Below are 25,861 nucleotides of genomic sequence, written 5' to 3'. Positions count from 1 at the left end.
TCTCGACCCACCCCATCAGCTGTCCTTCCAGCGCTTACGCGCGGGGTACAACGGCTGCTGGGTCGTGGCTAGCGCGTCGTATTCCTCGCGGAAGAGTTTGATGCTGCTCAGGACCGGGCCGAGGCAGGCGTCGGCCAGCGCGCAGAAGGAGCGGCCGCCGATGTTGTCGCTCATGTCGAGGATGAGTTGCACGTCGCCGGGCTGCCCGTGGCCGGTGGCGAGTTTCTGGTACATGCGGGTCATCCAGCCGCTGATGCCCTCGCGGCAGGGCGTGCACTTGCCGCAGCTTTCGTGGCCGTAGAAGCGCACGAGGTTCCAGGTGGCGTTCACGATGCAGTCCGCCTTCGGGATGAGGGTCACGCCGCCGGTGCCGAGCATGCTGCCGGCGGCGGCGATGGCCTCGTAATCCATGGGCGTGTCGAGAATGGCGTCGGTCCAGGGCAGCATGGGGCAACTGCTGCCGCCGGGGATGATGGCCTTCATCTCCTCAAGCGGGCCGCCTGCCCAGTCGTAGATGAGTTCGCGGAAGGTGGTACCGAGCGGCAGTTCGTACACGCCGGGCCGCGCGACCGGGCCTGATACCTGGAAGAGTTTCATGCCCTTGCTCTTCTCGGTGCCCATGCCGGCGTGCCAGTCCGCGCCGTAGCGCAGGATCTGCGTGGCGGCGCAGAAGGTCTCGACGTTGTTGATGGTGGTGGGCAACCCGTACAGGCCCGCCGCCGCCGGGAACGGGGGTTTGAGGCGCGGGTTGGCGCGTAGGCCCTCCAGCGAGTTCATCAGCGCGGTTTCCTCGCCGCAGATGTACGCCCCGGCGCCCCGGTGCACGTGCAGCTGGAAGTCGAAGCCGCTACCCAGGATGTTCTGCCCCAGCAGTCCGGCCTCGCGCGCCTCGTGAATGGCGGCCCAGACGCGCTCGGCGGCGTGCACGTACTCACCACGGATGTAGATGTACCCCACGCTGGCGCGCATGGCGTACGCGGCGATGATCATGCCCTCGATCAGCTGGTGCGGGTCCTCGCTCAGCAGGTAACGGTCCTTGAAGCTGCCGGGTTCGGATTCGTCCGCGTTGCAGATGATGTAGTGCGGTTTGCCGTCCTTCAGGGGCATGAACGACCACTTCAGGCCCGTCGCGAAGCCTGCGCCGCCGCGACCGCGCAGGCCGGATTTCTTCACCTCGTCGATCACGGCGTCCGGGCCCATCGCAAAGGCACGTTTGACTGGTTCGTACCCGCCGTTCTCGCGGTAGTACGCGAGTGTCCAGCTGTCCGGCTGCCCGACATGCGCGTATAGCGTGGGCGCAAAGCGCGGGTCTTTCGCGCTGGTGATCGGTTTGGGCGGCGTGGGGGCGGTGGCGGTCACGCTTCACCTCCGGCCTGCCCGGGCAGGCGGTGCAGGCCCGTCACGCTCGACCCGACCGCGCCGCCACCCGCCAGCACCTGACGGCCGTCCGCGCCCACCGTGACCGGCACCGGGTTGTCCGGCAGCGGTTGCAGGTCGTTTCTCAGCGACTCCAGAATCCGCGCGCACTTCGACGGCCCCACGTTCTCGTAGTACCCGTCATCATTGATCTGCATCATCGGGGCCGTGCCGCATGAGCCCAGGCACTCGACCTTCTGCACGCTGAACCGCCCGTCCGCGCTGACCTCGCCCGGCTGCACGTCCAGCGTCTCGACCAGGTGATCCCACAGCTCGTCTGACCCGGCCAGCGCGCACATCAGCGTGCTGCACACCTGAAGGTGATACCGCCCGGTCGGAACCGTGTGGTACGTGCTGTAGAAGCTCATGACCGAGCGCACCTCGGTCGCCGTCGTGCCGCACAACGCGGCGATCTCGGCCATGCGAGATTCGGACACGAAGCCCTCGGCGTCCTGCACCTCACGCAGCAGCGGCATCAGCGCCGAGCGGCGGCCCTGCGGTGAATCCGGGTAACGGGAGAAGATGTCCGCCACCAGTGGTTGTTTATTCTCGAAATACGTCAAGGTGAGGACTCCTTACCGGTCCACGTCGCCCAGTACGGGGTCGATGGTTGCGAGGATGGTGATCAGGTCCGCGAACTGCGCGCCGACGCAGGCGTATTCGAGGGCCTGGAGGTTCACGAAGCTGGGCGCCCGGATCTTCACGCGGTAGGGCATGCTGCCGCCGTCGGACACGATGTAGTACCCGACCTCGCCGCGCGCACTTTCGACCGGCACGTACACCTCGCCCAGGGGTGGGTGGAATCCCTCGGTGACGAGTTTGAAGTGGTGAATGACGGCTTCCATGCTCGTTTCGAGTTCCGGGCGGGGCGGGAGGCTGATCTTGCGGTTGGGGTCCTTGACCGGGCCGGGCTTCAGGCGTTTCAGGCCCTGGCGGACGATCTTGATGCTCTCGCCGAATTCGAGGAGGCGCATGTTGAACCGCGCCAGGGAGTCCCCGTCGGGGCTAGTGATGACGTTGAAGTCGTAGGTTTCGTACCCGCAGTAGGGGTTGTCCTTGCGGTTATCGAGTGGGACGCCGCTGGCGCGCAGGTTCGGGCCGGTGAGGCCCAGGTCCAGGGCGACTTCGGGCGGGATCACACCGACCCCCTTGGCGCGGTCGAGGAAGATGGGGTTCTGCGCGAACAGGGTGGCGTACTCGGTGACGCCGCGTTCCATCTGATCCAGGAATTTCTCGACGCGGGGAGCCCAGTCGTCAGGGATGTCGCGGCTGAGACCGCCCACGCGGAAGTACCCCTGGTTCATGCGGTACCCGCACACCGCTTCAAACAGGTCCTGCAGGGCTTCTTTCTCGCGGAAGGCGTAGAAGAACGGCGTGATGGCCCCGAGGTCCAGCAGGCCTGTGCCGACGAACACGAGGTGGCTGTGCATGCGCCCGAGTTCGTGCAGGATGACGCGAACGGTGGTGGCGCGCTCGGGCACGTCGGCCTGAAGGAGTTTCTCGACGCTCAGGACGTACGCGAGTTCATGCCCGAAGCAGTGCAGGTAATCGGTGCGGGGGGCGTACGTGACGCCCTGCTGGTACGTGCGGTTCTCGAAGGTCTTCTCGAAGCCGGTGTGCAGGTACCCCATGTGCGGCGTGACCTTCACGACGTCCTCGCCGTCCATGTCCACCACGAGCCGCAGCACACCGTGCGTGCTGGGGTGCTGCGGGCCGACGTTCAGGCTCATGATCTGCGTGTGCATCTGCCCCTGAGTCTGTCCGTCCAGGCGTTCGGCGCTGGTGCTTTCCTGATGGTCGGGTTGCATCTGCTCGGGCGCCAGCGTCCCGCCGGGGGCCTGCGCGCCGTGCGTGGGGGCGGGGCGGCTGGGCTGACCGGTGCCGGGCTTGTCGGTGCCGGGCTTATCGGTGGTGGTCACTTGGGGCCTCCAGCGGGCATGACGGGCGGGGTGCGGTCGTCGCCCTGTCCGCGCCTCAGTTCGCCGCGGTAGCCGGTCAGGCCGCTGCTCTGGCCGGTCAGGCCGGCGCGGAAGGCGGCGGGGTCCAGGAACCGGCCGTCGCGGAACAGGGTGGGCGTCTCGCCCAGCGGAAAGTCCTTGCGCAGCGGGTGCCCCTCGAGGTCGTCGGGCGTGAGGACCTTGCGCAGGTCGGGGTGGCCGGTGAAGGGCACGCCCATCAGGTCGTACACCTCGCGTTCCAGGTAGTTCGCGGCCTTCCAGACGGGGTACAGGCTAGCCAGGGGCTCGCCGTCGTCCAGCCAGACGCGCAGGAACACCCTCCGGTGGTCGCGGGGGTGGTAGATGTTGTGCAGCACCGCGAAGCGCTTGGGGCGGGGCTGCGTGTAGGTGCTGTAGTCCAGGCCGACGGTATCCATCAGCATGAAGCCGCGTTCCTTGAGGGCGTGGGCCACGCGCAGCAGGTCGTCCGGGGTGACCAGCGCGGTGGGTTCGGCGGCGTCGTCTTCCGTGAGGCCCAGTTCGCGGATCAGGGGGCTCACGTCGCGGCTGGGCGCGGCCGGGGCGGCAACGGTGGCGGGCGTGACGGCGGCGACCGGCTGGCTGGTGCTGGACTGCGCGACGCCCTCGCGGCCCATGGGTTTGCTGTCCGTGGGTTTCAGCGGGTCCATGCGTCCACCATGGGCAGCTGGTGGCCCAGCTGATCGAAGGCCTCGCCGCGCACCTTCTTCTGGAGTTGCATGACGGCGTAGATCAGCGCTTCGGGGCGCGGGGGGCAGCCGGGCACGAAGATGTCCACGGGCACCACGCTGTCCACGTTCTGCACGATGGCGTAGTTGTTGAACATGCCCCCCGAACTGGCGCAGGCGCCCATGCTGATCACCCATTTGGGGTCGGGCATCTGGTCGTACACGCGGCGCATGACGGGCGCCATCTTCTTGCTCAGGCGGCCGGCGACGATCATCACGTCCGCCTGCCGGGGAGAGGCGCGGAACACCTCGCTGCCGAAGCGGGCGAGGTCGTTGCGGCCGTCGGTGCTGCTCATCATCTCGATGGCGCAGCACGCTAGGCCGAACGTGGCGGGCCACAGGCTGTTGCTGCGGCCCCACGCGACCAGTTTCTCCAGGCTGGAGAACAGCACACCCTCGGATTCCAGTTCCTGCCAATCCTTCTCGAACAGTTCCTTCAGCGGCATGGGGCGACCTCCGGTTGGGGCCAATGGCAGATGGCTGATGGCCTGAAGACTGCGGGCCATCTGCCATCTGCCATCTGCCTTCTGCTTTCTGCATGCGTCATGCCCATTCCAGCACCTTCTTTTTCAGCACGTAGACATACCCGACGAGCAGCAGCACGACGAAGGTGATGGCCTCGAAGAAGGCAAACGGGATGAGTTTCTGGTAGGCGACGGCCAGCGGGTAGAAGAAGGCGGTTTCGATGTCGAAGATGATGAACAGCATGGCGACGAGGTAGAAGTGCACCGGGAACCGCTGGCCGGTGCCGACGCCGCCGTGTTCGGGGTCGTTGCCGCTTTCGTAGGCCATGAGTTTGGCGCGGCTGCCCTTCTTGGGGCCGAGGAGGGCGCTGGCGATGACGGCGACGATGCCGATGCCGAGCGCGACGAGGAGCATGATGACGAAGTTGGCGTATTCGATAAGGATTCCCCTTTCTGCGGCCGCTCTTCCTGATCCGATACCCCTGCTCGTGAAAAACGGCACGAATGGCTGGAAAAAAAGAGAGGCGCTACGGACTTCTCAGACTCTGAACTGTGGAACACCCCAGTTTTAGCACGTTTCACACGCGCTCGCACCCCATCGGCGCCGCCCATCCAGACAGTCACTCCCCAGCCCCTCATCCGGACTCCGTCTGTTTCGTTAGCAACCCGCAGGGGCGCCGGGCTGCCAACTCCACGCCCTTCAGTCCGCTTGTCTCCCCCTCGCTCTGTGGCGCAGCTCTACGAGTCCGCCCGGAGCGAACGGCTTTGCAAACCATTCGCCCGGAGTCCGTATGAAACGGGCACCCCGGTCCTCCCAGGGTGCCCACGGAACAGGCGAACGCTCGTGTGGGCCGCCGCTCCCGCCCGTACGTCTGGCGGGTTACACCAGTTCCACGAAATCGTCGTCGTCGTCGTTGTCCTGCGCGGACGGCACCGTGAAGATGAACGACGCGCCCTTGCCGCGCTCGGACTCCACGTGAATGGTGCCGCCGTGCTCCTCGACCGCCAGTTTGCAGAAGGCCAGTCCCATGCCGGTATCGAAGCGGCCGTGCAGCGTCAGGCGGGACTGCTCGAACGCGGCGAACAGGTTGGGAATGTCGTCGGCGGGAATGCCCTCGCCGTCGTCGCGGACCATGACCTGCACGCCCTCGGGAATGCTTTTGGCCAGGATGGCGATCACGCCGCCCGTGGTCGTGTGCTTCAGGGCGTTGCTGATCAGGTTCGCCAGGACGCGGCGCAGAATTTCCGGGTCGGCGCTGGCGGGGCTCATGTCGGCCTCAATGTCCACGCGCACGTGCCGGTCGCGCAGGCCGCTGCCCACGTCGCCGCGCGCCTGCTCGATCACCTCGCGGAACATGGGCGTGAACATCAGTTCGCGTTTCAGGTTCATCTTCCCGGCCTGGATCTTGCGGACGTCCAGCATGTTCGCCGCGAGGTGCAGCAGGTGCTGCGTTTCGTCGTGCGCGACCTTCAGCAGTTCACGGTTGTCCTCGGGAATCCGCGGGTCGTCCTGCACGATCTCGATCAGGCCCATGACGGCCGCGATGGGGTTTTTCAGGTCGTGCACCAGCATGTGCACCAGCTGGTCGCGCACGCGTTCCTCGTGCTCCCAGGTGTCCATGCGGCGTTGCAGGCTCGCCACGCGCAGCAGGGCCTCGCGGTGCTGCTGCGCGCGCGCCAGCATGGTCCGTACCTGCAGGGCCACCGCCTCGGACGGGGTGGCGTCGCTGATCAGGGCGTCGGCCCCGGCGGCCAGCAGTTCACCCAGGCCCTGCGTGCCCACGCCCAGCCACTGCGTGCCGCTCAGTTCGGCGCGCTGGCGCAGCATGGGCAGCACCTGATGCAGCGGCACACCGGGCGTACTGGTGTACAGCAGCACCACGTCGGGAATGACGACGTGCGATTCGCGCAGCAGGCTTTCTGCGTCCGGGACGTACTTCACGTCTGTTCGTGGCAGCAGCGGCGTCAGTTGCAGCGCGCGGCCCGGGTCCGCAGCGACGACAAACACGTTGAGAGTCTCTGTAGTCGTCATGAAGTGCCTTGCAGTGTACCCCGCCGCCGCCCGGCCTGTCAGGGAAGACGTTCACACGGCCGACCCCCACTCGTGTGCCACCCGTTCTGCCCGGCGGGAACGCCCGAATCCGGATGACCGGTGCACCTGACCGGTATGCCAGAACGGCGCCCCGGACGTTGACTGTCCGGGGCGCGTTGGTTACAACCGCAGGGGTGCGGCGGGCTTCAGCCCTTGACGGACCCGGCCAGCAGGCCGCGCACGAAGTACCGGCCCAGCAGGATGTACACCAGCAGGGTGGGCAGCGCCGCCAGGATCGCGCCGGCCATCGGCAGGTTCCAGCTGACCGCCTGGCCGCCTGCCAGTTGCGACAGGGCGTACGTGACGGGCTGAGAGGTCGTGTTGGTCAGGGTGGCCGCAAACAGGAATTCGTTCCAGACCTGCGTGAACTGCCAGATGATCACGACCACGAAACCCGGAATGCTGATCGGGAAGATCACGAGGCGGTAGATGCTCCAGAAGCCCGCGCCGTCGATGGTGGCGGCCTCGACGAGCGCGTCGGGCACGTCGGCGTAGAAGTTCCGGAAGATCAGCGTGGTGATCGGAATGCCGTACACCACGTGCGCCAGGATCAGGCCCCAGATGCTGCCGTACAGGCCGATGGACTTGATGAACTGGAACAGCGGAATCAGCACCGCCTGGTACGGAATGAACATCCCGAACAGCATCAGCGCGAACAGGGTGTTCGCCCCACGGAACTTCCACTTGCTCAGGGCGTACCCGTTCAGGCTACCCAGCATGGCGCTCAGCAGCGTGGCGACCACGGCCAGGAACAGGCTGTTGAGCATGTTCCCGCCGATCTTGCCCCACGCCTCACTGAAACTGGCCCAGTTCAGCGCGGCCGGCCAGTGCCAGGTGGTGGCGAGGTTGATGGCGTCCGGGCTTTTCAGGGCGGTGGCGAACAGCAGGTACACCGGCACCAGGAAGAACAGGGCGGCCACGACCAGCAGGGCGTACATGACAATCCGGCCGGGCTGGATGGGTTTGCGGGGGGTGGTGGGGGCCGAGACGGCCTTGGCGGGGGCGCTGGTCATGCGTGACCATCCTCCTGTTTGAACTGAGAGGCGAGGTAGGGAACGATCACGAACGCCACCAGGATCAGCAGGATGGTGCCGATGGCCGCGCCCAGCGAGAACTGGTTCTGCCGGAAGCTGGTGAGGTACATGTTCAGCGCCGGAACGCTGGTCGCGATGTTGTCGGGGCCGGCCATGGCGTACACCAGGTCGAAGATCTTGAGGCTGATGTGGCCCAGCACGATCATCGCCGACAGGCTGATGGGAGCCAGCAGCGGGAAGATCACGTGCCGGTACAGCCCCAGGTCGTTGGCACCGTCTACCTTGGCGGCCTCGCGGAGTTCTTCCGGAATGCCGCGCAGGCCCGCGAGGTACAGGGCCATGGTGTAGCCGCTCATCTGCCACACGGCGGCGATGATGATGCCGATCAGGGCGAGGTTGAAGCCGTGCAGTTCCGGGGCGGGCAGCATCTTCACGTTCGGGCCGACGAACAGCGCCCAGACGATCAGGATGGCGGCGCAGACGGCCGCAACCACCGTGCGGATGCGGTCGCCGCTGCGGGCGGCGCGCACGGCCATGACGATCAGGACGACGCCGACCACGCTGGCGGTCAGGAGCGGCAGTTTGTTCCAGTCGAATTTCAGGATGGCGTCACTGCTGCTCAGCCAGCCGAAGGTGCTGGGCTGAGCACCGAAGAGAGTCGGGGCCTGGTTCAGGCCGCCCTGGGGTTGCAGCATCCAGCGCCAGATGGTGCCGGTCACGATGAACGACAGGCTCATGGGGAACAGGAAGATGGTGCGCCACAGGCCCTCCCCTTTCGGGTTGCGGTCCAGGATCAGCGCCAAGCCCAGGCCCAGGCCCAGGCAGCCCAGGATGAAGAAGATCGTGAAGAAGATGGTGTTGATCAGTTCCTGCCGGAAGCGGCCCTGCAGGAAACCGCTGAACAGTTCCTGGTAGTTGGCGAGGCCCACCCAGCGGATGATGGGATCGATGGCCAGCGCCTGGGCGGGGTCGTTGCCCCAGTCGGTCATGCTGACGTACACGCTGCGGGCAATGAAGCCGTACACGAACACGGCGATCAATATGATGCTGGGGGCCAGAACGGCAATGGACCACAGGCGATCTTTACTCAGGCCTTTCAAAATCGGGCCTCCTTTCTGGCGGGTCTGGCTGCTGGCCGTGCCTGCCAGTGAACGTGGTGGGGCGGGGCGTCCTGACCGCTGATGACAGGTTGATCGTGACACGTGATCGGACGCGCGCTGTGTTGAAGCGCTTCCGTTTCAGGAACGGCCCCACGGCCGGCAGGGCCAGCACGTATCAAGGGGTGTGGGCTGCGGGCTCAGGGGGCGGGAGTGTTCCCGCGTGACCTGAAACCCACAACCCACAACCGGACAGCTGGGGAAGCGTGATCCGCATCCGGCCCGGGCCCCACGGTGGGGGCCCAGGCGGGCGGGTTACTTGCTGATGCCGGCGCGGACGGCCAGCTGCTGCGCGGCGGCGGCGGCCCCGGCGCTGTTCTTGCTGGCGACGAACTGGTCGATCACGGCCCCGAAGGCGCTGGTGAAGCTTTCGGGCGCGACGGCCCCGTGCACGAGGCTACCGACGATCTTGTTGCTCTTCCAGTCGGCGGCGGCGCTCTTGCTGTAGGTGTTGTACTTGCTCAGGTCGCTGTCGGTGCGCGCGGCGATCGAGCCTTTCAGGGGGTTGAAGGCGTCCTGGCCGGCCTTGCTGCCCAGGACTTTCAGCCAGTTGACGGCCTCGGCGCGGTCCTTGGCGCCCTTGGGCAGACCGAAGGAGTCGGCCAGCATCACGAAGGTCTTGGTGGTGCCGGGGGCGGCGGCCCAGCCGAAGCCGGTGTTCGGGGCGAGTTTCTTGGTGGTCGTGAAGTACCCGGCCGCCCAGTCGCCCATGACGTTGAAGGCGCTGGTGCCGTCGATGATGCGGTCACTGGCCTGCTGCCAGCTGAGGCCCGAGGCGTCCTTGTTGGCGCAGTCCATGACCTTGCCGAAGGTGGTGAAGGCTCCCACGACCTTGGGGTCCGTGAACTTCATCTTGCCGGACCAGAGGTTCTCCCAGCCCTGCGCGCCGAGCGTGCCGATCATGACGCTCTCCCAGAGGTGTTGCTGGGTCCAGTTCTCACCGACGACCAGCGGCGCGGCCACGCCCTTGGCTTTCAGGGTGCTGCAGGTCTTGATGAATTCGGGCCAGGTCTTGGGCACGGTGACGCCCCAGGCCTTCAGTTTGGCGGGGTTGTACCACATGACGTTGCTGCGGTGCACGTTGACGGGCACGCTCCAGATCTTGCCGTTCGTGCTGATCAGCTTGATCAGGTCCTTGGGGAAGACCTTGTCGAAGCCTTCGCTCTTGAACAGGCTGCTCAGGTCTTCCATGCGGTTGGCGACGACCCAGGTGCCGATGAGTTCCTGGCCGGCGTGCGCCTGGAAGCTGTCGGGGGGCGTGCCGCCCAGCATGCGGGTTTTCAGGACGGCCTTGGCGTTGGTGCCGGCCCCGCCGGAGACGGTGGCGTTGTCCACGGTGACCGAGGGGTACTTGGCCTTGTAGATCTTGATCAGGGCTTCGAGGGCGGGGCCTTCATCGCCGGACCACCAGGAGAAGATTTCCAGCTTGCCAGCGGCAGAGGCGCTGGTGGTGACGGCGAGGGCGGCGGCGATCAGGAGTGCTTTTTTCATGGTGTTCCTCCGTGCGAAACGGTGCGGGTTGTGCGGTTGGGCGAAGTCTGTGCTGCCGGGAGTGGTGCCGGGTGAGTCTCAGCCGGCCGGGGTGGGGACGGTCCGGCCGGTGGGGCCCGGCTGGCCGGATCGCGCCCGGCGCTGCTTTCCCCCTGCGCCAGGCGTGAGATGGCGTACAGGTGCGGCAGTCCGCGCGGCGTGAACAGCGAGTCGAGCATCATGGCCCCGGCGCCCAGCACCCCGGCGTGCACGCCGAGCGTGCCGAGTTCGATGCGGGTGCGGTCCACGTTGATGCGCATGGTGCGGCTGTGGGCGCTGGCGCGGATGGCGGCCAGCAGTACGTCTCCGGCCTGCGCGAGGCGGCCGCCGATGATCACGGCTTCCGGGTTGAACAGGTTCATGGTGGTGCTGATCGCCACGCCCAGGTGATGCCCGGCTTCTTCCCACACGGCGCGGGCCAGCGGGTCGGTGTTCGCGTGGTTCAGCAGGTCGTTCAGGCTGATGGGGTTGGGCAGCGTGGTGGGGGCCCCGGCGGCGCGCAGGCTGCGGGCCAGCGTGACGAGGACCTGCGCGGCGGCGTAGCTTTCGAGGCTGCCGGGGTTGCCGCTGCGGCCGACCGGGCCCTGCTCGTTGATGCTGATGTGCCCGATCTCGCCGGCGCCGCCGCGCATGCCGCGGTGCAGGCGGCCGCCCAGCAGAACGCCCGCACCGATGCCGGTGGCGGCCTTCACGTAGATCAGGTCCTGCGTGCCCCGGTGCGCGCCGAAGCGGGCCTCGGCGAGTGCGCCCAGGTTGGCGTCGTTGTCGACCAGGACTTCGAGGTTCAGGCGGCGCTGCAGGGCCTCGCGGATGTCCTCGCCGTCCCAGCCGGGCATGTTGGGGGGCAGGACGACGCGGCCGGTGTCGTGGTCGACCGGGCCGGGCACGCCGATCCCGACGAGCGCGATCTGGTCGGCGCTGATGTCGGCCGCCTGCATGACCTGGGCGCTCAGGTCGGTCAGCAGGTCGTAGGTGGCCTGGGGGCCGCTGACGATGTCGTGCGGGACGGTCAGGCTGGCCAGCGACTGGCAGTGCAGGTCCAGCACGTCCACGCGGGCGTGACTGGCGCCCAGGTCGATGGCGAGCAGGGCGGCGGCGCGGGTGTTGAGGTTCAGCAGCGTGGCGCGCCGTCCGACGCCGCCGCTGCCGCGCGTGCCGACTTCCTGCACCAGTCCGACGCTGATCAGTTCCGTGACGATGGAGCTGATGGCGCTGCGGGACAGACCCAGTTCCCGCGAGATGTCCACCCGTGCCAGGTCCCCGTCCCACAGCAGGTCCAGCAGCAGCAGCGTGTGCCGCGCGCGGATGGCCGCGAGGTCCAGGGTGTCCGGGGTGGGGTGTTCGGTGCGGATCATGCGGGGGAACCTCGGTGGAACAGGCGGCGGGCCGGGTCTGCGGCCGGCGTGAATGGCAGGAGCGGGACCGGGTGGGTTCCGTCTGTTACGGGCTCACCGGGCCGGGGTTGATGGGGCTTGTGTACGGTCATCTTGCACGTTGCCTGTTTTGTTTGTCAAACGAACAAATTAATAGAACCGGTTCCACACGTCTAGACAAGAGCGGCTGTATGACGAAACCCCCTCCCACACACATCCAGGCTTCATCCACCCGCCCGTCTGCCTAGCGGCACGGTCCCAGCACAGAACAGCAGCAACGCGAAAACGCAGAAGCGGTGTGCTCCTGCGTCTGCGTGCGTCCCTCCGGCCCAGTGCTGGTGTGGACCCCTGTGCTGGTATGACCGGGCGTCAGCCCTCTTCAGCAACACCTTCAGCGGCACCGGCTTCGGCGGTCCCGGCTTCACTGCCGCCCGTCCCTTCCGGCCGCAGCAACGGGAACAGCAGCACGTCCCGGATGGAATCCCGGTCGGTCATCAGCATCGCCAGACGGTCCATGCCCATCCCCATCCCGGCGGTGGGCGGCATGCCGTACTCCAGGGCCAGCAGGAAGTCCTCGTCCTGCTCGTGCGCCTCGTCGTCCCCGGCGTCCCGGCGGGCCGTCTGCGCCTCGAAGCGCGCCCGCTGGTCCAGCGCGTCGTTCAGCTCGGAATAGATGGGCGCCAGTTCGAAACCCGCCACGTACAGATCGGCGCGCTCGGCCAGCCCCTCGCGGTCGCGGTGCACCTTCACCAGCGGACTGATCGCCAGCGGCATGTCCGTCAGGAAGGTCGGGTCCTGCAGCAAAGGCTCCACGTACTCGCCGCCCAGCTTGTCCAGCAGCTTGTAGTCCGGGGTCTTGCGGTGCTCCGGGTGGCGCACGTCGCTCCACTCGCGCAGTTTCACGAGGTCCAGCGGATCGAAGTCCAGCCCGGCCTGCTCTTTCAGGGCCGTCACGAAATCCAGCCGCTTGAACGGCAGCGAGAAGTCCAGTTCGCGGCCCTGGTAGGTCAGTTTCGGCTCGCCCCGCAGTTCCACGACCAGGTCGTGCAGCAGCGTTTCCACCAGCACCATCATGTCGTTGTAGTCGCCGTACGCGAAGTACGCTTCCAGCATGGTGAATTCTGGGTTGTGCGTCCGGTCGATGCCCTCGTTGCGGTAGTTGCGGCCGATCTCGTACACCCGCTCGAAACCGCCCACCAGCAGGCGCTTGAGGTACAACTCCAGGCTGATGCGCATGCTGAACTCGTGGCCCAGCGCGTTGTGGAAGGTCTTGAACGGCTTGGCCTCGGTGCCGCCGGGCACCACCTGCAATGTGGGGCCCTCGACTTCCATGAAATCGCGGCTGTCCAGGAAGGTGCGGATAAAGCGCAGCATCCGCGAGCGCGTGCGGTACACCTCACGGCTTTCCGGGTTGATCATCAGGTCCACGTAGCGGCGGCGGGCACGCAGTTCCTCGTCCTGCAGGCCGTGGAACTTGCTGGGCAGCGGGTGCAGACTCTTGACCAGCGGCTGCCAGGACGTCACGCGCAGCGTCAGCTGCCCGGTGCGGGTCACGAACGGGAAGCCGCGCACACCCACGATGTCGCCCAGGTCGATCTTCTTGGTCGGATCGAAGTTCTCGGTCTCCTGCTTGGAGAAGTGCAGCTGGATCTTGCCGTGCTCGTCACTGAGGTCCGCGAAGGCCGCCTTGCCTTTGTGACGCATCTGGATCACGCGCCCGGCCAGGGCGTACTCCTCGGCGGGCCATTCCTGCCCGGCCTCCCATTTCGCCTCGCCGTCCTCGCCCACCGCGTCGGCGGGGTGCGCGGCCAGCACGTCCCGGGCATGGTGGGTGCGGGCGTACGCGTAGGGGTGCGCTTCGAAGCCGGCGGCCACCTGGGCGTCCAGGTTGTTCAGGCGGCTGACGGTCTGCTCGTGCAGACCCTCGGGGCGGTTGGTGGGGGCAGAACCTTCAGACATAAGCTCAAGTATACCGGCGGCCACCCTGACCCACGCGGGACGCCCGGCCCATCACGGTAGCAGGCGGCCCCCTCCCGTGTGGAAGGGGGCCGCCTGCCGGGTGAAGCTCAGGCTTCTTCGGTGCTCTCGGCGTTCTCGCTGCTGGCCTTGACTTCGTCGAGGCTGACCTCGCCGTCGAGGACCGCGGCGGCTTCGCTCTCGGTGATCTCGCCAGCGGCGACCAGACCGGCCACCTGGGCCGCTTCCTGCTCGGCGGCGGCTTCGCCGTCGCTGAGGCGGGGGGGCAGCACGCTGATGACGACCTGATCGGCGTCGCCGACCAGCTTGCAGCCTTCGGGCAGGGCGATCTGACCGGCGGTGACGTGGTCACCGATGACCAGTTTGGTCACGTCGACCACCAGTTCCTGGGGGATGCGGCGGGGGCCGGGGGCCACGATGGCCAGGTTGTGCACGACGATGTCGAGCAGGCCGCCCATGACGACGCCCTGGCTCTTGCCGGTGGTGTGCACGGGCACGCTGACCTCGACGGGCTCACCGTAGGTGACCATGTAGAAGTCGACGTGCATGGGCACGCGCTTGCGCTTGTCCATCTGCACGGCCTTGACCAGCGCGGGGAAGGTCTCGCCGCCCTCGACGGTGATGTCGAACAGGCCGGTGGTGCTCTGGGTGCGGAAGGCGCGGTCGAAGGCCTTCTTGTCGATGGCGAAGGAGACGTTGTTCTCCTTGTTGTAGGCGATGGCGGGGATCATGCCTTCGGCCAGTTTTTCCTGGCTCTTGCGGGGTTTGGCGTTCAGTTCCATGTGCTCTCTCCTTGGCGTTCTTCGCCGCCTCGCTCTCGCCGCGCGCCGGGGGTCCGGGGGCGGGGGCGGACGTGCAACCGTGACAGCATAGCAAACGCGCCCGGTCCGGTGGAAGGGCCGCGGGGGGGTCTGCTAGACTCTTGGGCGTTGCCGCGAGGCGTCCCACCACCTGGCCGGTCGGCCCGGGCCCGCAGGCGGGCGGTGAGGGCGGCCCTGGCGAGCGTAAAAGGAGAATGACATGATCAGCGTTACTGAACTGCGCAACGGCACCAAAGTGGAAATGGACGGCGGCCTCTGGGAGTGCCTGGATTACTCGCACCTGAAGATGGGCCGCGGCGGCGCGAAGGTCGTCACGAAGTTCCGCAACATGGAGTCCGGCGCGATCGTGGACCGCACCTTCAACAGCGGTGAAAAACTGCAGGACATCTACGTGGAAGGCAAGACCATGCAGTACCTGTACAAGGACGGCGAGGACTTCATGTTCATGGACATGGAAACCTTCGAGCAGGTGCCGCTGTCTCCCAACCTGGTCGGCGACGCCGCCAAGTTCATGAAGGAGAACACCGAGGTCGACGTGGCCATGTACGGCGAGAAGGCCCTGAGCATCACCCTGCCCAACCAGGTGATCCTGAAGATCGTGGAGACCGATCCCGGCCTGCGCGGCGACACCGCCTCGGGCGGCACCAAGCCCGCCAAGCTGGAGACCGGCGCGACCGTGCAGGTGCCCCTGTTCGTGGAGCAGGACACCATGGTCAAGGTCGACACCCGGACCGGCGCTTACCTCAGCCGCGCCTGATCGTCCGTGCGTGAAGTGCCGCCCACTCCGGTGATCCGGTGGGCGGCACTTCACTTTGCTTTAGACTCAGTCCAGCCAAACGAGCGTTAGGCAGGCGGTGACACCCCGCCGCGCGGACCACCCGTCATGATGGGAGGCAGCGCGACTGACAACTCTGTTTCAGCACCCATCACCCACAGCACCACCCAGGAGGGGCCCATGAACCCAGACGACCTCAAGAAAATCCTCGATGCCCTGAGCCACGCCGACGTACGCGAATTCAGCCTGAAGACCGGCAGCTTCGCCCTGGACCTGCGGCGCGGCCCGCAGGCCATGAGCGGCCCCGCCTTCAGCGCCCCCACCGGCCCCGCCCCCACGCAGGCCGCGCCCATGCCGGCCCCCGCGCCCAGCGCCCCGGCCCCCACCTTCGACGCGCCGCAGGCCGAAACGCCCGCCGCGCCACAGCCCGCCCCGGAAGTCGCCGCGAGCGCCCCGGCCCCCGCGCCCAGCAAGGGCACGCCGGTCAAGGCACCCATCGTGGGTACCTTCTACGCGTCCAGCAGCCCCGACGCGCCCGCCTACGTGAAAGTCGGGGATACCGTGGCCGCCGGACAGGTGCTGTGCATCATCGAGGCGATGAAACTCATGAACGAGATCGAGGCCGAGATGGGCGGCACGGTGCGCGAGATCCTCGTGAAAAACGCCGAACCCGTCGAATACGGCCAGACGCTGTTCATCATCGAATAAGAGGCAGAAGGCCGATAGAAGAAGGCAGAAGGCCACTCCCCGCCTGCGCTCTCGCCATCCGGCCTTGAGCCTTCTGCCATCGGCAAGGAGCGAAGTTCATGTTCAAGAAAATCCTGATCGCCAACCGCGGCGAGATTGCCCTGCGTGTGATCCGCACCGCGCGAGAACTGGGCGTGAAAACCGTCGTGGTGTACTCCACCGCCGACGAGAAGAGCCTGCCGGTCCTGCTGGCCGACGAGAGCGTGTGCGTCGGCCCGCCCGCCAGCAACCAGTCGTACCTGAACATTCCGAACATCCTGTCGGCCGCCCTGATGACCGGCGCCGAAGGCATTCACCCCGGGTATGGCTTCATGGCCGAGAACCCGGACTTCGCCGAGATGTGCCGCGAGCACGGCATCGTGTTCATCGGCCCCACCCCCGAAAGCATGCGCGCCCTCGGATCCAAGGCCGGCGGGCGCGAGATCGCCGCGCTGAGTAACGTACCCGTCGTACCCGGCACCGGCGTGCTGGAAGACACGGACGCCGCCCTGCTGGCCGCCAAACAGATTGGCTACCCGGTGCTGCTCAAGGCCAGCGCCGGCGGCGGCGGACGCGGCCAGAAGATCATCCGCACGCAGGACGAACTCGCCAAGGGCTTCGCGCAGGCGCAGGAAGAGGCGCGGCTGTACTTCGGTGACCCGGCCATCATCATGGAAAAATTCCTGGAGGAATTCCGGCACGTCGAGGTGCAGGTCATGGGCGACGGCCACGGCCACGTGATCCACATCGGCGAGCGCGACTGCTCCATCCAGCGGCGCAACCAGAAACTCATCGAGGAAGCCCCCAGCACCCTGCCGGACACGCTGCGCCAGGAAATCCTGAACGCCGGCGTGCGCCTCGCCAGGCACGTGAACTACGCCGGGGCCGGCACGCTGGAATTCATCGTGGACCGCGACGGCAACTACTACTTCATGGAGATGAACACCCGCATCCAGGTGGAACACTGCGTCTCCGAGGAAATCTCGGGCCTGGACTTCGTGAAACTGCAACTGGAAATCGCCGCCGGGTACGGCCTGAACATCCAGCAGGAAGACGTGGTGCTGCGCGGTCACGCCATCGAGTGCCGCCTAAACGCCGAAGACCCCGACAAGGACTTCCGCCCAGCCGCCGGGAAGATCGAGGACGTGCACTTCGCGGGCGGCCCCGGCGTGCGCGTGGACAGTCACTGCTACACCGGCTACGTGATCCCCCCGCACTACGACAGCCTGATCGGCAAACTGATCGTGCACCACGACACCCGCGAGCAGGCGATCAGCCGCATGAAACGCGCCCTGGAGGAGACGGTCATCCAGGGGCCCAAAACCACCATTCCGCTGTACGTGAAGATCATGGACAACCCGTTCTACAAACGCGGTGCGGTCATGACCAACTTCCTGAAAACCCGGATGGAGATGTAAGAGCCGCTGGCAGATGGTCGGAGGCAGATGGCTGGGGAACACCCGGCATCTGCCTCCGCTGAGGTATGGGGATGGAGCGGAGGTTCTCCCCCATTCCATCCCCGATCAACACTCTCCCGTTCAGGACGCCGCGCAGCTGCTGGTATGGCGACGCTGACCTGCTTTACACGGGGTCGGTGGCGGCGATGCGGTCCAGCACGCCGGGGTCTTCCAGCGTACTCGTGTCGCCCTGAATTTCTTTGCCGGCGGCGATCTGGCGCAGGAAGCGGCGCATGATCTTGCCGCTACGGGTCTTGGGCAGGGCGTCGGCGACATAGATGGCGTCGGGGCGGGCCAGCGCGCCGATCTCGCGGCTGACGTGCGCGCGGAGTTCGGCGGGGTCGATGGTGCGGTCGCCCTGCGGGAGGACGAACGCAACGACGCACTCGCCTTTCACGTCGTCGGGGCGGCCGACGACGGCGGCCTCGGAGACGCTGGGATGAGAGACGAGGGCCGATTCGATCTCCATGGTGCCCAGGCGGTGGCCGCTCACGTTCAGTACGTCGTCCACGCGGCCCGTGACGGTGATGTACCCATCCCTGTCGCGGCGGGCGCCGTCTCCGGCGAAGTACACGCCCTCGATTTCACCCCAGTAGGTTTTGCGGTAGCGTTCGTCGTCGCCGTACACGGTGCGCAGCATGCTGGGCCAGGGGCGTTTGATGACCAGCAGGCCGCCGTCGTCGGGGCCGAGTTCCTCGCCCGTGTGGGTCATGATGGCGGGCTCGATGCCGAACATGGGCAGGCCCGCGCTGCCGGGTTTGCTGGCGTGCGCGCCGGGCAGGGTGGTCAGCATGATCGAGCCGGTCTCGGTCTGCCACCAGGTGTCCACGACCGGGCAGCGCTCCCCGCCGATCACGCGGTAGTACCACATCCACGCTTCGGGGTTGATGGGTTCCCCGACCGAGCCGAGCAGGCGCAGACTGCTCAGGTCGCGGCTGGCGGGGAGTTCGTCGCCCTGGCGCATGATGGCGCGGATGGCGGTGGGCGCGGTGTACAGGATGGTCACGCGGTGTTTCTGCACGACGTCCCAGAAGCGGCCCCAGTCCGGGTGGTTGGGCGCGCCCTCGTACATGACGACGGTCGCGCCGTTCAGCAGGGGGCCGTACACGCTGTAGCTGTGGCCGGTGATCCAGCCGACGTCGGCGGTGCACCAGTACACGTCGTCGTCACGCAGGTCGAACACGGCCTGGGTGGTCAGGTACGTGCCGACCATGTACCCGCCGGTGGTGTGCTGTACGCCCTTGGGTTTGCCGGTACTGCCGGACGTGTACAGGATGAACAGCGGGTGTTCGCTGTCCAGTGCCTGCGCCTCGTGGTCGTCGCTGGCGGCGTTCAGGGCGTCGTGCCAGAACACGTCGCGGCCCTCCTGCATGGGCGCGTCGCAGTCGGCGCGGCACACGACCAGCATCTTCTCCAGGCCCGGTGCGAGCGCGGCGGCGGCGTCGGCGTTCGCCTTGAGGTTCACCAGCGCGCCGCGTCGCTGCCCGGCGTCGGCGGTGATCAGCACGCGGCTCTGCGCGTCGGTGATGCGGTCGGCCAGGGCGCTGACCGAGAACCCGCCGAACACCACGGAATGCACCGCCCCGATGCGGGCGCAGGCGAGCATGGCGATGGCCGCCTCGGGCACCAGGGGCAGGTACAGGGTCACGCGGTCGCCCGCCTGCACGCCCAGGGCCAGCAGGGCGTTCGCGGCCCGCTTGACCTCGCGCAGCAGCTCTGCGTACGTGAAGGTGCGGACCTCGCCGTCCTCACCTTCCCAGACGACCGCGCGCTTGTCACCCAGGCCGCGCGCCACGTTGCGGTCCAGGGCGTTGAAGGCGATGTTCGTCTGCCCGCCCACGAACCACTGCGCGTGCGGCGGCTGCCAGTCGAGCACCTGAGTCCAGGGCGTGAACCAGTGCAGCTCTCCGGCCACGCCACTCCAGAAGGTGTCCGGGTCGTCGAGGCTCTGGCGGTACAGGCGGTCGTAATCCTGCGTGGAGTAGCGGGCGCGCTCGCGGAAGGCGTCGCTGGGCGCAATGACGCGGTTCTCGTGCAGCAGGGCGTCGATGTGATCGCTGGCGGGGCCGGGCTGCGTCTGGGTGCCAGTGGAACTGGGGGACTGGGTCATGCGGGAACCTCCGGAGGAAGGGGCAGGGGCCGTCGGTGTGGCCCCGGACGCTGGGTCGGGCTGGTTGTGTGTTGAGTTCACTATACTCGCACAGAGGTGGGATTCCGGATGGGAAAGCTGCACGGGTACTGCGGCGGTACTGCACCCGGTTCAAGTTCGCACCGGGCCTGCCCAGCCTGATCGCCCACCCGCTGGCACGCGTGATCAGACCGGTGCGCCCGTCCTCCGATGACGTGCCCGGCCTGGAGAAAACGGGCAGCAGGGCGGGTCACACCAGGGCTTCTTCCTTCTGCCGCTGCGACAGGCGGCCCCGCACGCGGCCTTCCAGGGCCAGCAGCAGCAGGGTGGCCATGAGCGCCAGACCGGCAATCACGGTCCACATCCCGCCCGCCCCCAGCGTCTGCAGGAGTGCGCCGCCCAGCAGTGGGGCGATCAGGGTGGCCAGGCCCGCCATGCTGCCCACCAGTCCGATGTACGTGCCGCGCTGTGCGGCGGGGCCCAGTTCGCTGATGATGGTCTTGCTGATGCCGTACGCGATGATCTCCCCCACCGTCCAGACGGCGACGGCCAGCATGTGCGCCCACAGGGTGTGCGCCAAGGCGTGCCCCAGGAATCCTGCGCCCAGCAGCGCCGCACCCAGTGCCTGCCAGCGCGGGTGACCACTGCGGGCGATCAGGTGACCCAGCGGCAGGCCCAGTAGCACGACCAGCGCGCCGTTCACGGCGAGAACCTGTCCGTACTGCGCGGCACTGAACCCCTCCTGCGCGAACACCACGGCCAGCAGCTTGTAACTCTGGTACGTCAGGCCGAACAGCAGCGACGCGAGGCAGAACTGCCACAGCAGCGCGTCCCTGGGCAGCAGGCGGCGGGTGCGCGGGGCACCGAGGGTTGCGGTGCGGGGCACGCGGGGGTAGCGCAGCGCGAGCAGCAGCGCGAACGCGGCCATGGTGGCGGCGTCCAGCCAGAACAGCAGCCGCATGGACCGCCCGGCCAGCCAGCCGCCCAGCACGGGCGCAGTGGCGGCCCCGACGTTGATCGCCCAGTACAGCAGGTTGTACGCGCGGGTCCGCTGCGCGCCCTGCGTGAGTTCCGCCACGGCGGTGCTCGCGGCGGGTTTGTACAGCGCCGACAGCAGCGAGAAGCCCAGCACACCCGCTGCCGTCCACCAGAACCCCCGCGCGAACGACAGGGCCAGGATCATGACGGCCCCGCCGCTCAGAGCGAGGATCATGGTGAAGGCCGGGCCGCGCCGGTCGGTCAGCGGCCCGCTGAGCCCCTCTGACACGAAGCGGCCCAGGCCCAGCATCGCCAGGATCACGCTGACCTGCGTGACGCTCAGGTGCCCCTGCGCCGTCAGGTAGAAGCCCAGCAGCGGCACCACGAACTCGCCCAGGCGGTTGAGCAGCGTGCCCCACCACAGCACCCAGAACCCGGTCGGGTAGGTGGAGGCGGCGCGGGTCAGGGCAGTCACGCGCGTCATGCTAGAACACGCCGCAAGCGGGCGCGTCGGCAGAACAGCGCATCCGACAGGCCAATGAGGGGTCCCGGACGCGACTCGCCATCCGGGCCCCCTCTTCCACCTCCGTGTCAGTCGTGCGCGGCGACGGTGCCGTCGGTGCCGGCGCCGGTGTAGGCGCGGAACTGCATGTCCTCGAAGTCGCGTTCGTCCTGCGCTTCGTTGCGGCGGCCGGCGCCGATCATGGTGCCGATGTACGCGAACAGGAAGCCCATGGGGATGCTGATCAGGCCGGGGTTCTCCAGCGGGAAGATGGCGTTGGCCTGGATCAGGTGGCGGCCGGTCGTCAGGGTGTCCGGGTCGATCTTCATAATGTTCGGGCTGATGGCGATCAGCAGCACCGTGAACAGGATGCCGCCCACGATGCCCCACATGGCGCCGGTGGCGTTGAACTTGCGCCAGAACAGCGTGAACAGGATGACCGGCAGGTTGGCGCTGGCGGCCAGCGCGAAGGCCAGAGCGACCAGGAATGCGACGTTCTGCGTCTTGGCGAGCAGGCCCAGGATGATGGCTACGATGCCGACGGCGACGGTGGCCAGACGTGCCACGCGGAACTGATCCTTCTCGCTGGCCTGTCCGCCTTTCAGGACGCCGTTGTAGATGTCGTGCGTGAAGCTGGTGCTGGCGCTGATGGTGAGGCCCGCGACGACCGCGAGGATGGTGGCGAAGGCCACGGCGGTCACGAAGGCCAGTCCGAACTCGCCGCCGACGGTGCCCTCACCGCCGAACAGCGCCTGTGCCAGCAGGGGCGCGGCCATGTTGCCAGCCTTGTTGGCGGCCTCGATGGCGTCCTTGCCGAGCAGGACGTTCGCGGCGTTGCCCATGAAGGCGGTCATGACGTAGAACGCGCCGATCAGGACCATGGCCCACACGACGCTCTTGCGGGCGTCCTGCGCGGTGGGCACCGTGAAGAAGCGCACCAGGATGTGCGGGAGGCCTGCGGTACCGAGCACGAGGGCGAGGCACAGCGAGATCAGGTCGATGGGGTTCTTGTACTTCACGCCGGCGCCGAGGAATTCCGCACCGTTCTTCGCCTCGACCTGCCCGAGGAGGTTCGAGAAGCTCCAGCCGAAACGGTTGAGGATCAGCACAGTCATGACGATGGTGGCGAACATCAGCAGCAGGGCCTTGATGATCTGCACCCAGGTGGTGGCGAGCATGCCGCCCACGACGACGTAGATGATCATCAGCACGCCCACGAGGGGAATGGCGACGTCCGCGCTGATGGCGCCCTTGGAGAGCAGGCTGATGAGTGAGCCGGCCCCGACGACCTGCGCGATCATGTAGAAAGTGCTGATCACGATGGTGCTGACGGCCGCGTAGGTGCGCACGCGCGGGTCTTTCAGGCGGTACACCAGCATGTCGGCCAGGGTGTACTTGCCGAGGTTGCGCAGCGGTTCGGCCACGATGAACAGCACGGTCAGGTACGCGATGAACCACCCGACCGAGTACATGAAGCCGTCGTAGCCGTTCAGGGCGATCAGGCCGGTGATGCCCAGGAAGCTGGCGGCGCTCATGTAATCCCCGGCGATGGCGATGCCGTTCTGCGTGGCGCTGATGCGGCCCCCGGCCACGTAGAAGTCCCCGGCGCTGGTGTTGCGCCCGCTGGCCCAGAAGGTAACGCCCAGGGTGATAGCGACGATGATCGCGGCGAGCAGGAAGGTCATCGTTTGGCCTCTTCGGCCAGGCGGTCGAAGGTGCGGGCCTTGACGATGTACACGTACGCCATGATCCAGCCCATGGCGAACTCGGCGAACGCGAGCACGTAGCCGAAGGTGACGTTCCCGAAGACCTTGGTGGCCATCAGGGGTTTGTTGTATCCGGCCAGGACGGGCAGCAGGAAGTACAGCACCAGGAACGTGACGGTCATGATGATGGTGAAGGAGTTCCGCTGCGCGACCAGTTGCTGGTACGCGGCGTTTCTCGGGGCGGTGGTCTGGCCGGGCTGAACGCTGGATACGGTCATGTGAACCTCCTGAAGAAGGGGTGCGCCGGGTGGAACCGTGCTCAGACGAACGGCCGTTTGAGCGTGAGAAGAACTGTATGGGCTGGAGTTCAGCCTAGGAGTCCACCCCACTGAATGCAATGAACCGGGTTCAATATTTCCGTCCCTCCGCACGGAACAGCCAGCCGCGCCTGACCATCCGCATGCGTGACCAGCGGCCCCGCAGGAGTTTCCTTTCAAAAGAATTTCCCGGTGCTCCGCGCCGAATGCCAGCATTCCTGGCCGTGCGCGGCTGACCGGACCCCCGCAGTGCTGAACACCGCAGACCGCGTCAGGCAGACTCCGTCTGGTGCGTTCACGCCCGGCCGGATCGGAAGGATCATTCGGACTCCGTCTGTTTCGCTAACAACTCGCCAATGCACCGGGTTGCCAACTCCACGCCCCTCAGTCCGCCTGTCTCCCACTCGCTCTGCGGCGCAGCTCTACGAGTCCGCTCGGATTGAACGGTTTTGCAAACTATTCGATCAGAGTCCGTATCACACCCTGAAGGGGCAGCTTCCACTGGAGGGGCGGCCGCCGCGAATGGCGGCGTTCCCGCCAATTCCCAACCCCCGGGCGGGTATGCTGCGGGATAATGCTCGTCGACCAGTTGGGGCGTCCCCTCCGTGACCTGCGGATCAGTGTGACTGACCGCTGCAACCTGCGCTGCACATACTGCATGCCGGCTGACGTGTTCGGCCCGGATTACGCGTTCCTGCCCCGCGCCGAACTGCTGAGTTTCGAGGAGATCGAGCGGCTGGCGCGGGCCTTCGTGAACCTGGGGGTAAGTAAGCTGCGCGTCACGGGCGGCGAACCCACCCTGCGGCGCGACCTGCCGGACCTGATCAGGCGGCTCTCCGGTATCGGGGGCGTGCAGGACATCGCCATGACCACCAACGGGCTGCTGCTGCCGCGCATGGCGGCCGACCTGAAGGCGGCGGGTCTGGACCGCGTGACGGTCAGCATCGACAGCCTCGACCCGGAGGTGTTCGGGCGCATGAACGGCCTGGGCACGCATCCGCAGAAGGTGCTGGACGGCATCGAGGCGGCCCTGACGGCGGGCCTGGGCGTGAAGATCAACACGGTCGTGCAGCGCGGCGTGAACGACGCGGGCCTGCGCGGGCTGTGGCTGGCGCTGCGGGACCTGGCCCCGGTGCGCTTTATCGAGTTCATGGACGTGGGCAATCACAACGGCTGGAACATGGACAGTGTGGTGCCGTCCCGCGAGGTGCTGGCGCGGCTGGCGGGCGACGACCTGCACTTCACGCCGGTGAACCCGGAGTACCGGGGCGAGGTGGCCGCGCGCCACACGGACGGGCAGGGGCATGAGGTTGGCCTGATCAGTTCCGTGACCGCGCCGTTCTGCGGGGACTGCTCGCGGGCGCGGATCTCGGCGGTGGGTACGCTGTACTCGTGCCTGTTCGCGTCGGGCGGTACGGACCTGCGCGGCCCGATGCGGGGAACGCCGGGACAGGCGGCCCTGGATGACGCGGGGCTGGAGGCGCTGATTGCCGGGGTGTGGCGGGAGCGCCGCGACCGGTACAGTGAGGAGCGCGGGGAACTCACGGCGGCCAGCCGCGAGGCGCGTGCCGGGAAGGTCGAGATGTCCCATATCGGCGGGTAGGATCAGGTGTGCCGGGGGTCACGATGACAGCGCCGTGGCGTGCGGGGAGGCAGTCGGTCAACGGAGAATTGGTCTGCTGGGTGGGCCTTTTCAGGCTGCAAAAGAGCGTGGTCTGCGCCTGATGCCAGCAGCCAGGTATTCATTTTCATCGCTTTTTTGCCCTGAACTTTGCGAACGATCTGTTTCCTAACGCTCGTTGTACCGGGCCGCGTGACAGCTAGACAAGCTTGTGTACCTGTGACACTAACCTTAAGATGAGGTCGGCTCCGCCCGCCAGCGGACACCCGGAGGGATGCATGGCGAAGTACCCGCTTATCAAGACCACCCTGAAAGACCGCCTGCTCGGCGGTCACTACGCCGAAGGGCTCCCCCTGCCCAGCGAACCGCAGCTTGCCCGCGAATTCGAAGTCTCCCGCATGACCGCCCGCCGCGCCATCGACGAACTGGAACGCGAAGGCTACGTGTACCGCGTTCAGGGCGCCGGCACCTTCCCCACCGGCAAACGCTTCCGCCAGGGCATGTTCCGCGTGCGCCCCTTCAAGGAATGGGCCCGCCACCCCGACCACCGCACCACCGTCCTGCGCGCCATGCAGATCGAGGCCACCCCCGAGATCGCCATCGTGCTGCAGATCCAGCCGGGCGACCCCGTCATCTTCATCCACCGCCTGCGCAACGCCGGCGACGAGGCCCTGGTCATCGAGAAACGCTACATCAACGCCTCGCTGGTCCCCGGCCTGCTCGACCACAACCTCGCCGTGGAAAGCATCCACGAAACCATGATCACCATGGGCGTGCCCCTGCAACGCGTCGAACAGAACCTCGAAGCCGTCAACCTCCGCCAGGAAGAAGCCGAACTGCTGCGCGTCCCGCTGGGTACCGCCGCGTTCCTGCTGCGCCGCACCACCTACAGCGGCCAGAAACGCGCCAGTTACGTCAACTACTGGGTGCGCGGCGACCGCTACGCCTTCCAGGACACCTTCGAGCCGTAACGCCGGGCAGCACCACACAAGCACAAGGCCGGGGAGTGATTCCCCCGGCCTCTTTGCGCCTTCCCCAGCTGATACGAATACCGCCGCCCCCCGTTTCCGAAGGGCGGCGGCG

General features: G+C 67.0%; 22 protein-coding genes. 5 read left to right on the top strand and 17 right to left on the bottom strand.

The annotated features are described in order from the left end of the window. Positions 1-15: 15 nt before the first annotated feature. The 13 genes from nuoF to M8445_RS07790 form a co-directional block, all read right to left on the bottom strand. Positions 16-1,359, bottom strand: a complete 1,344-nt coding sequence (gene nuoF, locus M8445_RS07850; RefSeq protein WP_273987150.1) for an NADH-quinone oxidoreductase subunit NuoF — start codon at positions 1,357-1,359, stop codon at positions 16-18. After that, entirely contained in the window at positions 1,356-1,979 is a 624-nt protein-coding gene (gene nuoE, locus M8445_RS07845) for an NADH-quinone oxidoreductase subunit NuoE (RefSeq protein ID WP_273987149.1), read from the bottom strand. Before nuoE ends, nuoF begins: the two co-directional genes overlap by 4 nt. Positions 1,980-1,991: 12 nt before the next feature. Then, positions 1,992-3,161 carry an NADH dehydrogenase (quinone) subunit D gene (gene nuoD, locus M8445_RS07840; protein ID WP_273990866.1) on the bottom strand — a complete coding sequence of 390 codons (1,170 nt, stop codon included), beginning with the start codon at positions 3,159-3,161 and terminating at the stop codon, positions 1,992-1,994. A 170-nt stretch (positions 3,162-3,331) separates the two neighbouring features. Beyond that, positions 3,332-4,009, bottom strand: coding sequence for an NADH-quinone oxidoreductase subunit C (locus tag M8445_RS07835; protein WP_420704103.1), 678 nt, complete (start codon positions 4,007-4,009; stop codon positions 3,332-3,334). A 20-nt stretch (positions 4,010-4,029) separates the two neighbouring features. Beyond that, positions 4,030-4,566, bottom strand: a complete 537-nt coding sequence (locus M8445_RS07830) for a NuoB/complex I 20 kDa subunit family protein (RefSeq protein WP_230283777.1) — start codon at positions 4,564-4,566, stop codon at positions 4,030-4,032. A 97-nt stretch (positions 4,567-4,663) separates the two neighbouring features. After that, positions 4,664-4,999, bottom strand: coding sequence for an NADH-quinone oxidoreductase subunit A (locus M8445_RS07825; RefSeq protein ID WP_273987148.1), 336 nt, complete (start codon positions 4,997-4,999; stop codon positions 4,664-4,666). Between the two features lie 465 nt (positions 5,000-5,464). Then, on the bottom strand, positions 5,465-6,616 hold the full coding sequence (locus tag M8445_RS07820; protein ID WP_273987147.1) for an ATP-binding protein: 1,152 nt from the start codon (positions 6,614-6,616) through the stop codon (positions 5,465-5,467). A gap of 206 nt (positions 6,617-6,822) precedes the next feature. Then, positions 6,823-7,689 carry a carbohydrate ABC transporter permease gene (locus tag M8445_RS07815; protein ID WP_273987146.1) on the bottom strand — a complete coding sequence of 289 codons (867 nt, stop codon included), beginning with the start codon at positions 7,687-7,689 and terminating at the stop codon, positions 6,823-6,825. Further along, positions 7,686-8,810 (bottom strand): carbohydrate ABC transporter permease, encoded by a 1,125-nt coding sequence (locus tag M8445_RS07810; RefSeq protein ID WP_273987145.1) that lies wholly within the window; start codon positions 8,808-8,810, stop codon positions 7,686-7,688. The genes M8445_RS07815 and M8445_RS07810 overlap by 4 nt, the downstream gene beginning before the upstream one ends. Positions 8,811-9,122: 312 nt before the next feature. Next, positions 9,123-10,358: an ABC transporter substrate-binding protein gene (locus M8445_RS07805; RefSeq protein ID WP_273987144.1), complete on the bottom strand. Its 1,236-nt coding sequence runs from the start codon at positions 10,356-10,358 to the stop codon at positions 9,123-9,125. After that, on the bottom strand, positions 10,355-11,752 hold the full coding sequence (locus M8445_RS07800; RefSeq protein WP_273987143.1) for an ROK family transcriptional regulator: 1,398 nt from the start codon (positions 11,750-11,752) through the stop codon (positions 10,355-10,357). Before M8445_RS07800 ends, M8445_RS07805 begins: the two co-directional genes overlap by 4 nt. A 387-nt stretch (positions 11,753-12,139) precedes the next feature. Beyond that, entirely contained in the window at positions 12,140-13,729 is a 1,590-nt protein-coding gene (gene lysS, locus M8445_RS07795; protein WP_273987142.1) for a lysine--tRNA ligase, read from the bottom strand. Positions 13,730-13,836: 107 nt separating this feature from the next. After that, the gene (locus M8445_RS07790) at positions 13,837-14,529 is read right to left on the bottom strand and encodes a 50S ribosomal protein L25/general stress protein Ctc (RefSeq protein WP_273987141.1); all 693 of its coding nucleotides are present in this window, start codon (positions 14,527-14,529) and stop codon (positions 13,837-13,839) included. Positions 14,530-14,767: 238 nt separating this feature from the next. Here M8445_RS07790 and efp point away from each other — a divergent pair, with 238 nt between their 5' ends. The 3 genes from efp to accC all read left to right on the top strand — a co-directional run bounded on the left by efp (position 14,768) and on the right by accC (position 17,487). Then, on the top strand, positions 14,768-15,325 hold the full coding sequence (gene efp / locus M8445_RS07785; protein WP_273987139.1) for an elongation factor P: 558 nt from the start codon (positions 14,768-14,770) through the stop codon (positions 15,323-15,325). A gap of 198 nt (positions 15,326-15,523) precedes the next feature. Continuing rightward, positions 15,524-16,051 (top strand): acetyl-CoA carboxylase biotin carboxyl carrier protein, encoded by a 528-nt coding sequence (gene accB, locus M8445_RS07780; protein ID WP_273987137.1) that lies wholly within the window; start codon positions 15,524-15,526, stop codon positions 16,049-16,051. Between the two features lie 98 nt (positions 16,052-16,149). After that, entirely contained in the window at positions 16,150-17,487 is a 1,338-nt protein-coding gene (accC, locus tag M8445_RS07775) for an acetyl-CoA carboxylase biotin carboxylase subunit (RefSeq protein ID WP_273987136.1), read from the top strand. Positions 17,488-17,650: 163 nt separating this feature from the next. Here the strand turns inward: accC and acs are convergent, their stop codons facing one another. The 4 genes from acs to M8445_RS07755 all read right to left on the bottom strand — a co-directional run bounded on the left by acs (position 17,651) and on the right by M8445_RS07755 (position 23,118). Then, positions 17,651-19,636: an acetate--CoA ligase gene (gene acs, locus M8445_RS07770; RefSeq protein WP_273987135.1), complete on the bottom strand. Its 1,986-nt coding sequence runs from the start codon at positions 19,634-19,636 to the stop codon at positions 17,651-17,653. Between the two features lie 268 nt (positions 19,637-19,904). Next, positions 19,905-21,116 (bottom strand): MFS transporter, encoded by a 1,212-nt coding sequence (locus M8445_RS07765; protein ID WP_273987134.1) that lies wholly within the window; start codon positions 21,114-21,116, stop codon positions 19,905-19,907. 107 nt (positions 21,117-21,223) lie between these two features. Beyond that, positions 21,224-22,819, bottom strand: a complete 1,596-nt coding sequence (locus tag M8445_RS07760; RefSeq protein ID WP_273987131.1) for a solute symporter family protein — start codon at positions 22,817-22,819, stop codon at positions 21,224-21,226. Then, positions 22,816-23,118: a DUF485 domain-containing protein gene (locus tag M8445_RS07755; RefSeq protein ID WP_189064091.1), complete on the bottom strand. Its 303-nt coding sequence runs from the start codon at positions 23,116-23,118 to the stop codon at positions 22,816-22,818. The genes M8445_RS07760 and M8445_RS07755 overlap by 4 nt, the downstream gene beginning before the upstream one ends. A 613-nt stretch (positions 23,119-23,731) precedes the next feature. On the opposite strand from M8445_RS07755, the gene moaA reads away from it, so the two are divergent. Beyond that, positions 23,732-24,760 carry a GTP 3',8-cyclase MoaA gene (moaA, locus tag M8445_RS07750; protein ID WP_273987129.1) on the top strand — a complete coding sequence of 343 codons (1,029 nt, stop codon included), beginning with the start codon at positions 23,732-23,734 and terminating at the stop codon, positions 24,758-24,760. 296 nt (positions 24,761-25,056) lie between these two features. Next, a complete protein-coding gene (locus tag M8445_RS07745) occupies positions 25,057-25,749 on the top strand; it encodes a GntR family transcriptional regulator (protein ID WP_189064093.1) in 693 nt (230 codons plus the stop codon). Positions 25,750-25,861 lie beyond the last annotated feature (112 nt).

Origin of the sequence: Deinococcus aquaticus (genome assembly GCF_028622095.1) — a bacterium.
Classification (GTDB): domain Bacteria; phylum Deinococcota; class Deinococci; order Deinococcales; family Deinococcaceae; genus Deinococcus; species Deinococcus aquaticus.
This window is presented reverse-complemented; position numbering and strand designations above follow the sequence as displayed.

Excerpts from the sequence above, each read along its gene's own strand:
- moaA (WP_273987129.1), top strand. The coding sequence starts at position 23,732 with ATGCTCGTCGACCAGTTGGGGCGTCCCCTCCGTGACCTGCGGATCAGT.
- M8445_RS07825 (WP_273987148.1), bottom strand. The coding sequence starts at position 4,999 with ATGCTCCTCGTCGCGCTCGGCATCGGCATCGTCGCCGTCATCGCCAGC.
- acs (WP_273987135.1), bottom strand. The coding sequence starts at position 19,636 with ATGACCCAGTCCCCCAGTTCCACTGGCACCCAGACGCAGCCCGGCCCC.
- M8445_RS07820 (WP_273987147.1), bottom strand. The coding sequence starts at position 6,616 with ATGACGACTACAGAGACTCTCAACGTGTTTGTCGTCGCTGCGGACCCG.
- M8445_RS07830 (WP_230283777.1), bottom strand. The coding sequence starts at position 4,566 with ATGCCGCTGAAGGAACTGTTCGAGAAGGATTGGCAGGAACTGGAATCC.
- M8445_RS07765 (WP_273987134.1), bottom strand. The coding sequence starts at position 21,116 with ATGACGCGCGTGACTGCCCTGACCCGCGCCGCCTCCACCTACCCGACC.
- efp (WP_273987139.1), top strand. The coding sequence starts at position 14,768 with ATGATCAGCGTTACTGAACTGCGCAACGGCACCAAAGTGGAAATGGAC.
- M8445_RS07745 (WP_189064093.1), top strand. The coding sequence starts at position 25,057 with ATGGCGAAGTACCCGCTTATCAAGACCACCCTGAAAGACCGCCTGCTC.
- M8445_RS07790 (WP_273987141.1), bottom strand. The coding sequence starts at position 14,529 with ATGGAACTGAACGCCAAACCCCGCAAGAGCCAGGAAAAACTGGCCGAA.
- accC (WP_273987136.1), top strand. The coding sequence starts at position 16,150 with ATGTTCAAGAAAATCCTGATCGCCAACCGCGGCGAGATTGCCCTGCGT.
- nuoD (WP_273990866.1), bottom strand. The coding sequence starts at position 3,161 with ATGCACACGCAGATCATGAGCCTGAACGTCGGCCCGCAGCACCCCAGC.
- accB (WP_273987137.1), top strand. The coding sequence starts at position 15,524 with ATGAACCCAGACGACCTCAAGAAAATCCTCGATGCCCTGAGCCACGCC.
- M8445_RS07760 (WP_273987131.1), bottom strand. The coding sequence starts at position 22,819 with ATGACCTTCCTGCTCGCCGCGATCATCGTCGCTATCACCCTGGGCGTT.
- M8445_RS07800 (WP_273987143.1), bottom strand. The coding sequence starts at position 11,752 with ATGATCCGCACCGAACACCCCACCCCGGACACCCTGGACCTCGCGGCC.
- M8445_RS07835 (WP_420704103.1), bottom strand. The coding sequence starts at position 4,009 with ATGGGCCGCGAGGGCGTCGCGCAGTCCAGCACCAGCCAGCCGGTCGCC.
- M8445_RS07805 (WP_273987144.1), bottom strand. The coding sequence starts at position 10,358 with ATGAAAAAAGCACTCCTGATCGCCGCCGCCCTCGCCGTCACCACCAGC.
- lysS (WP_273987142.1), bottom strand. The coding sequence starts at position 13,729 with ATGTCTGAAGGTTCTGCCCCCACCAACCGCCCCGAGGGTCTGCACGAG.
- M8445_RS07755 (WP_189064091.1), bottom strand. The coding sequence starts at position 23,118 with ATGACCGTATCCAGCGTTCAGCCCGGCCAGACCACCGCCCCGAGAAAC.
- M8445_RS07815 (WP_273987146.1), bottom strand. The coding sequence starts at position 7,689 with ATGACCAGCGCCCCCGCCAAGGCCGTCTCGGCCCCCACCACCCCCCGC.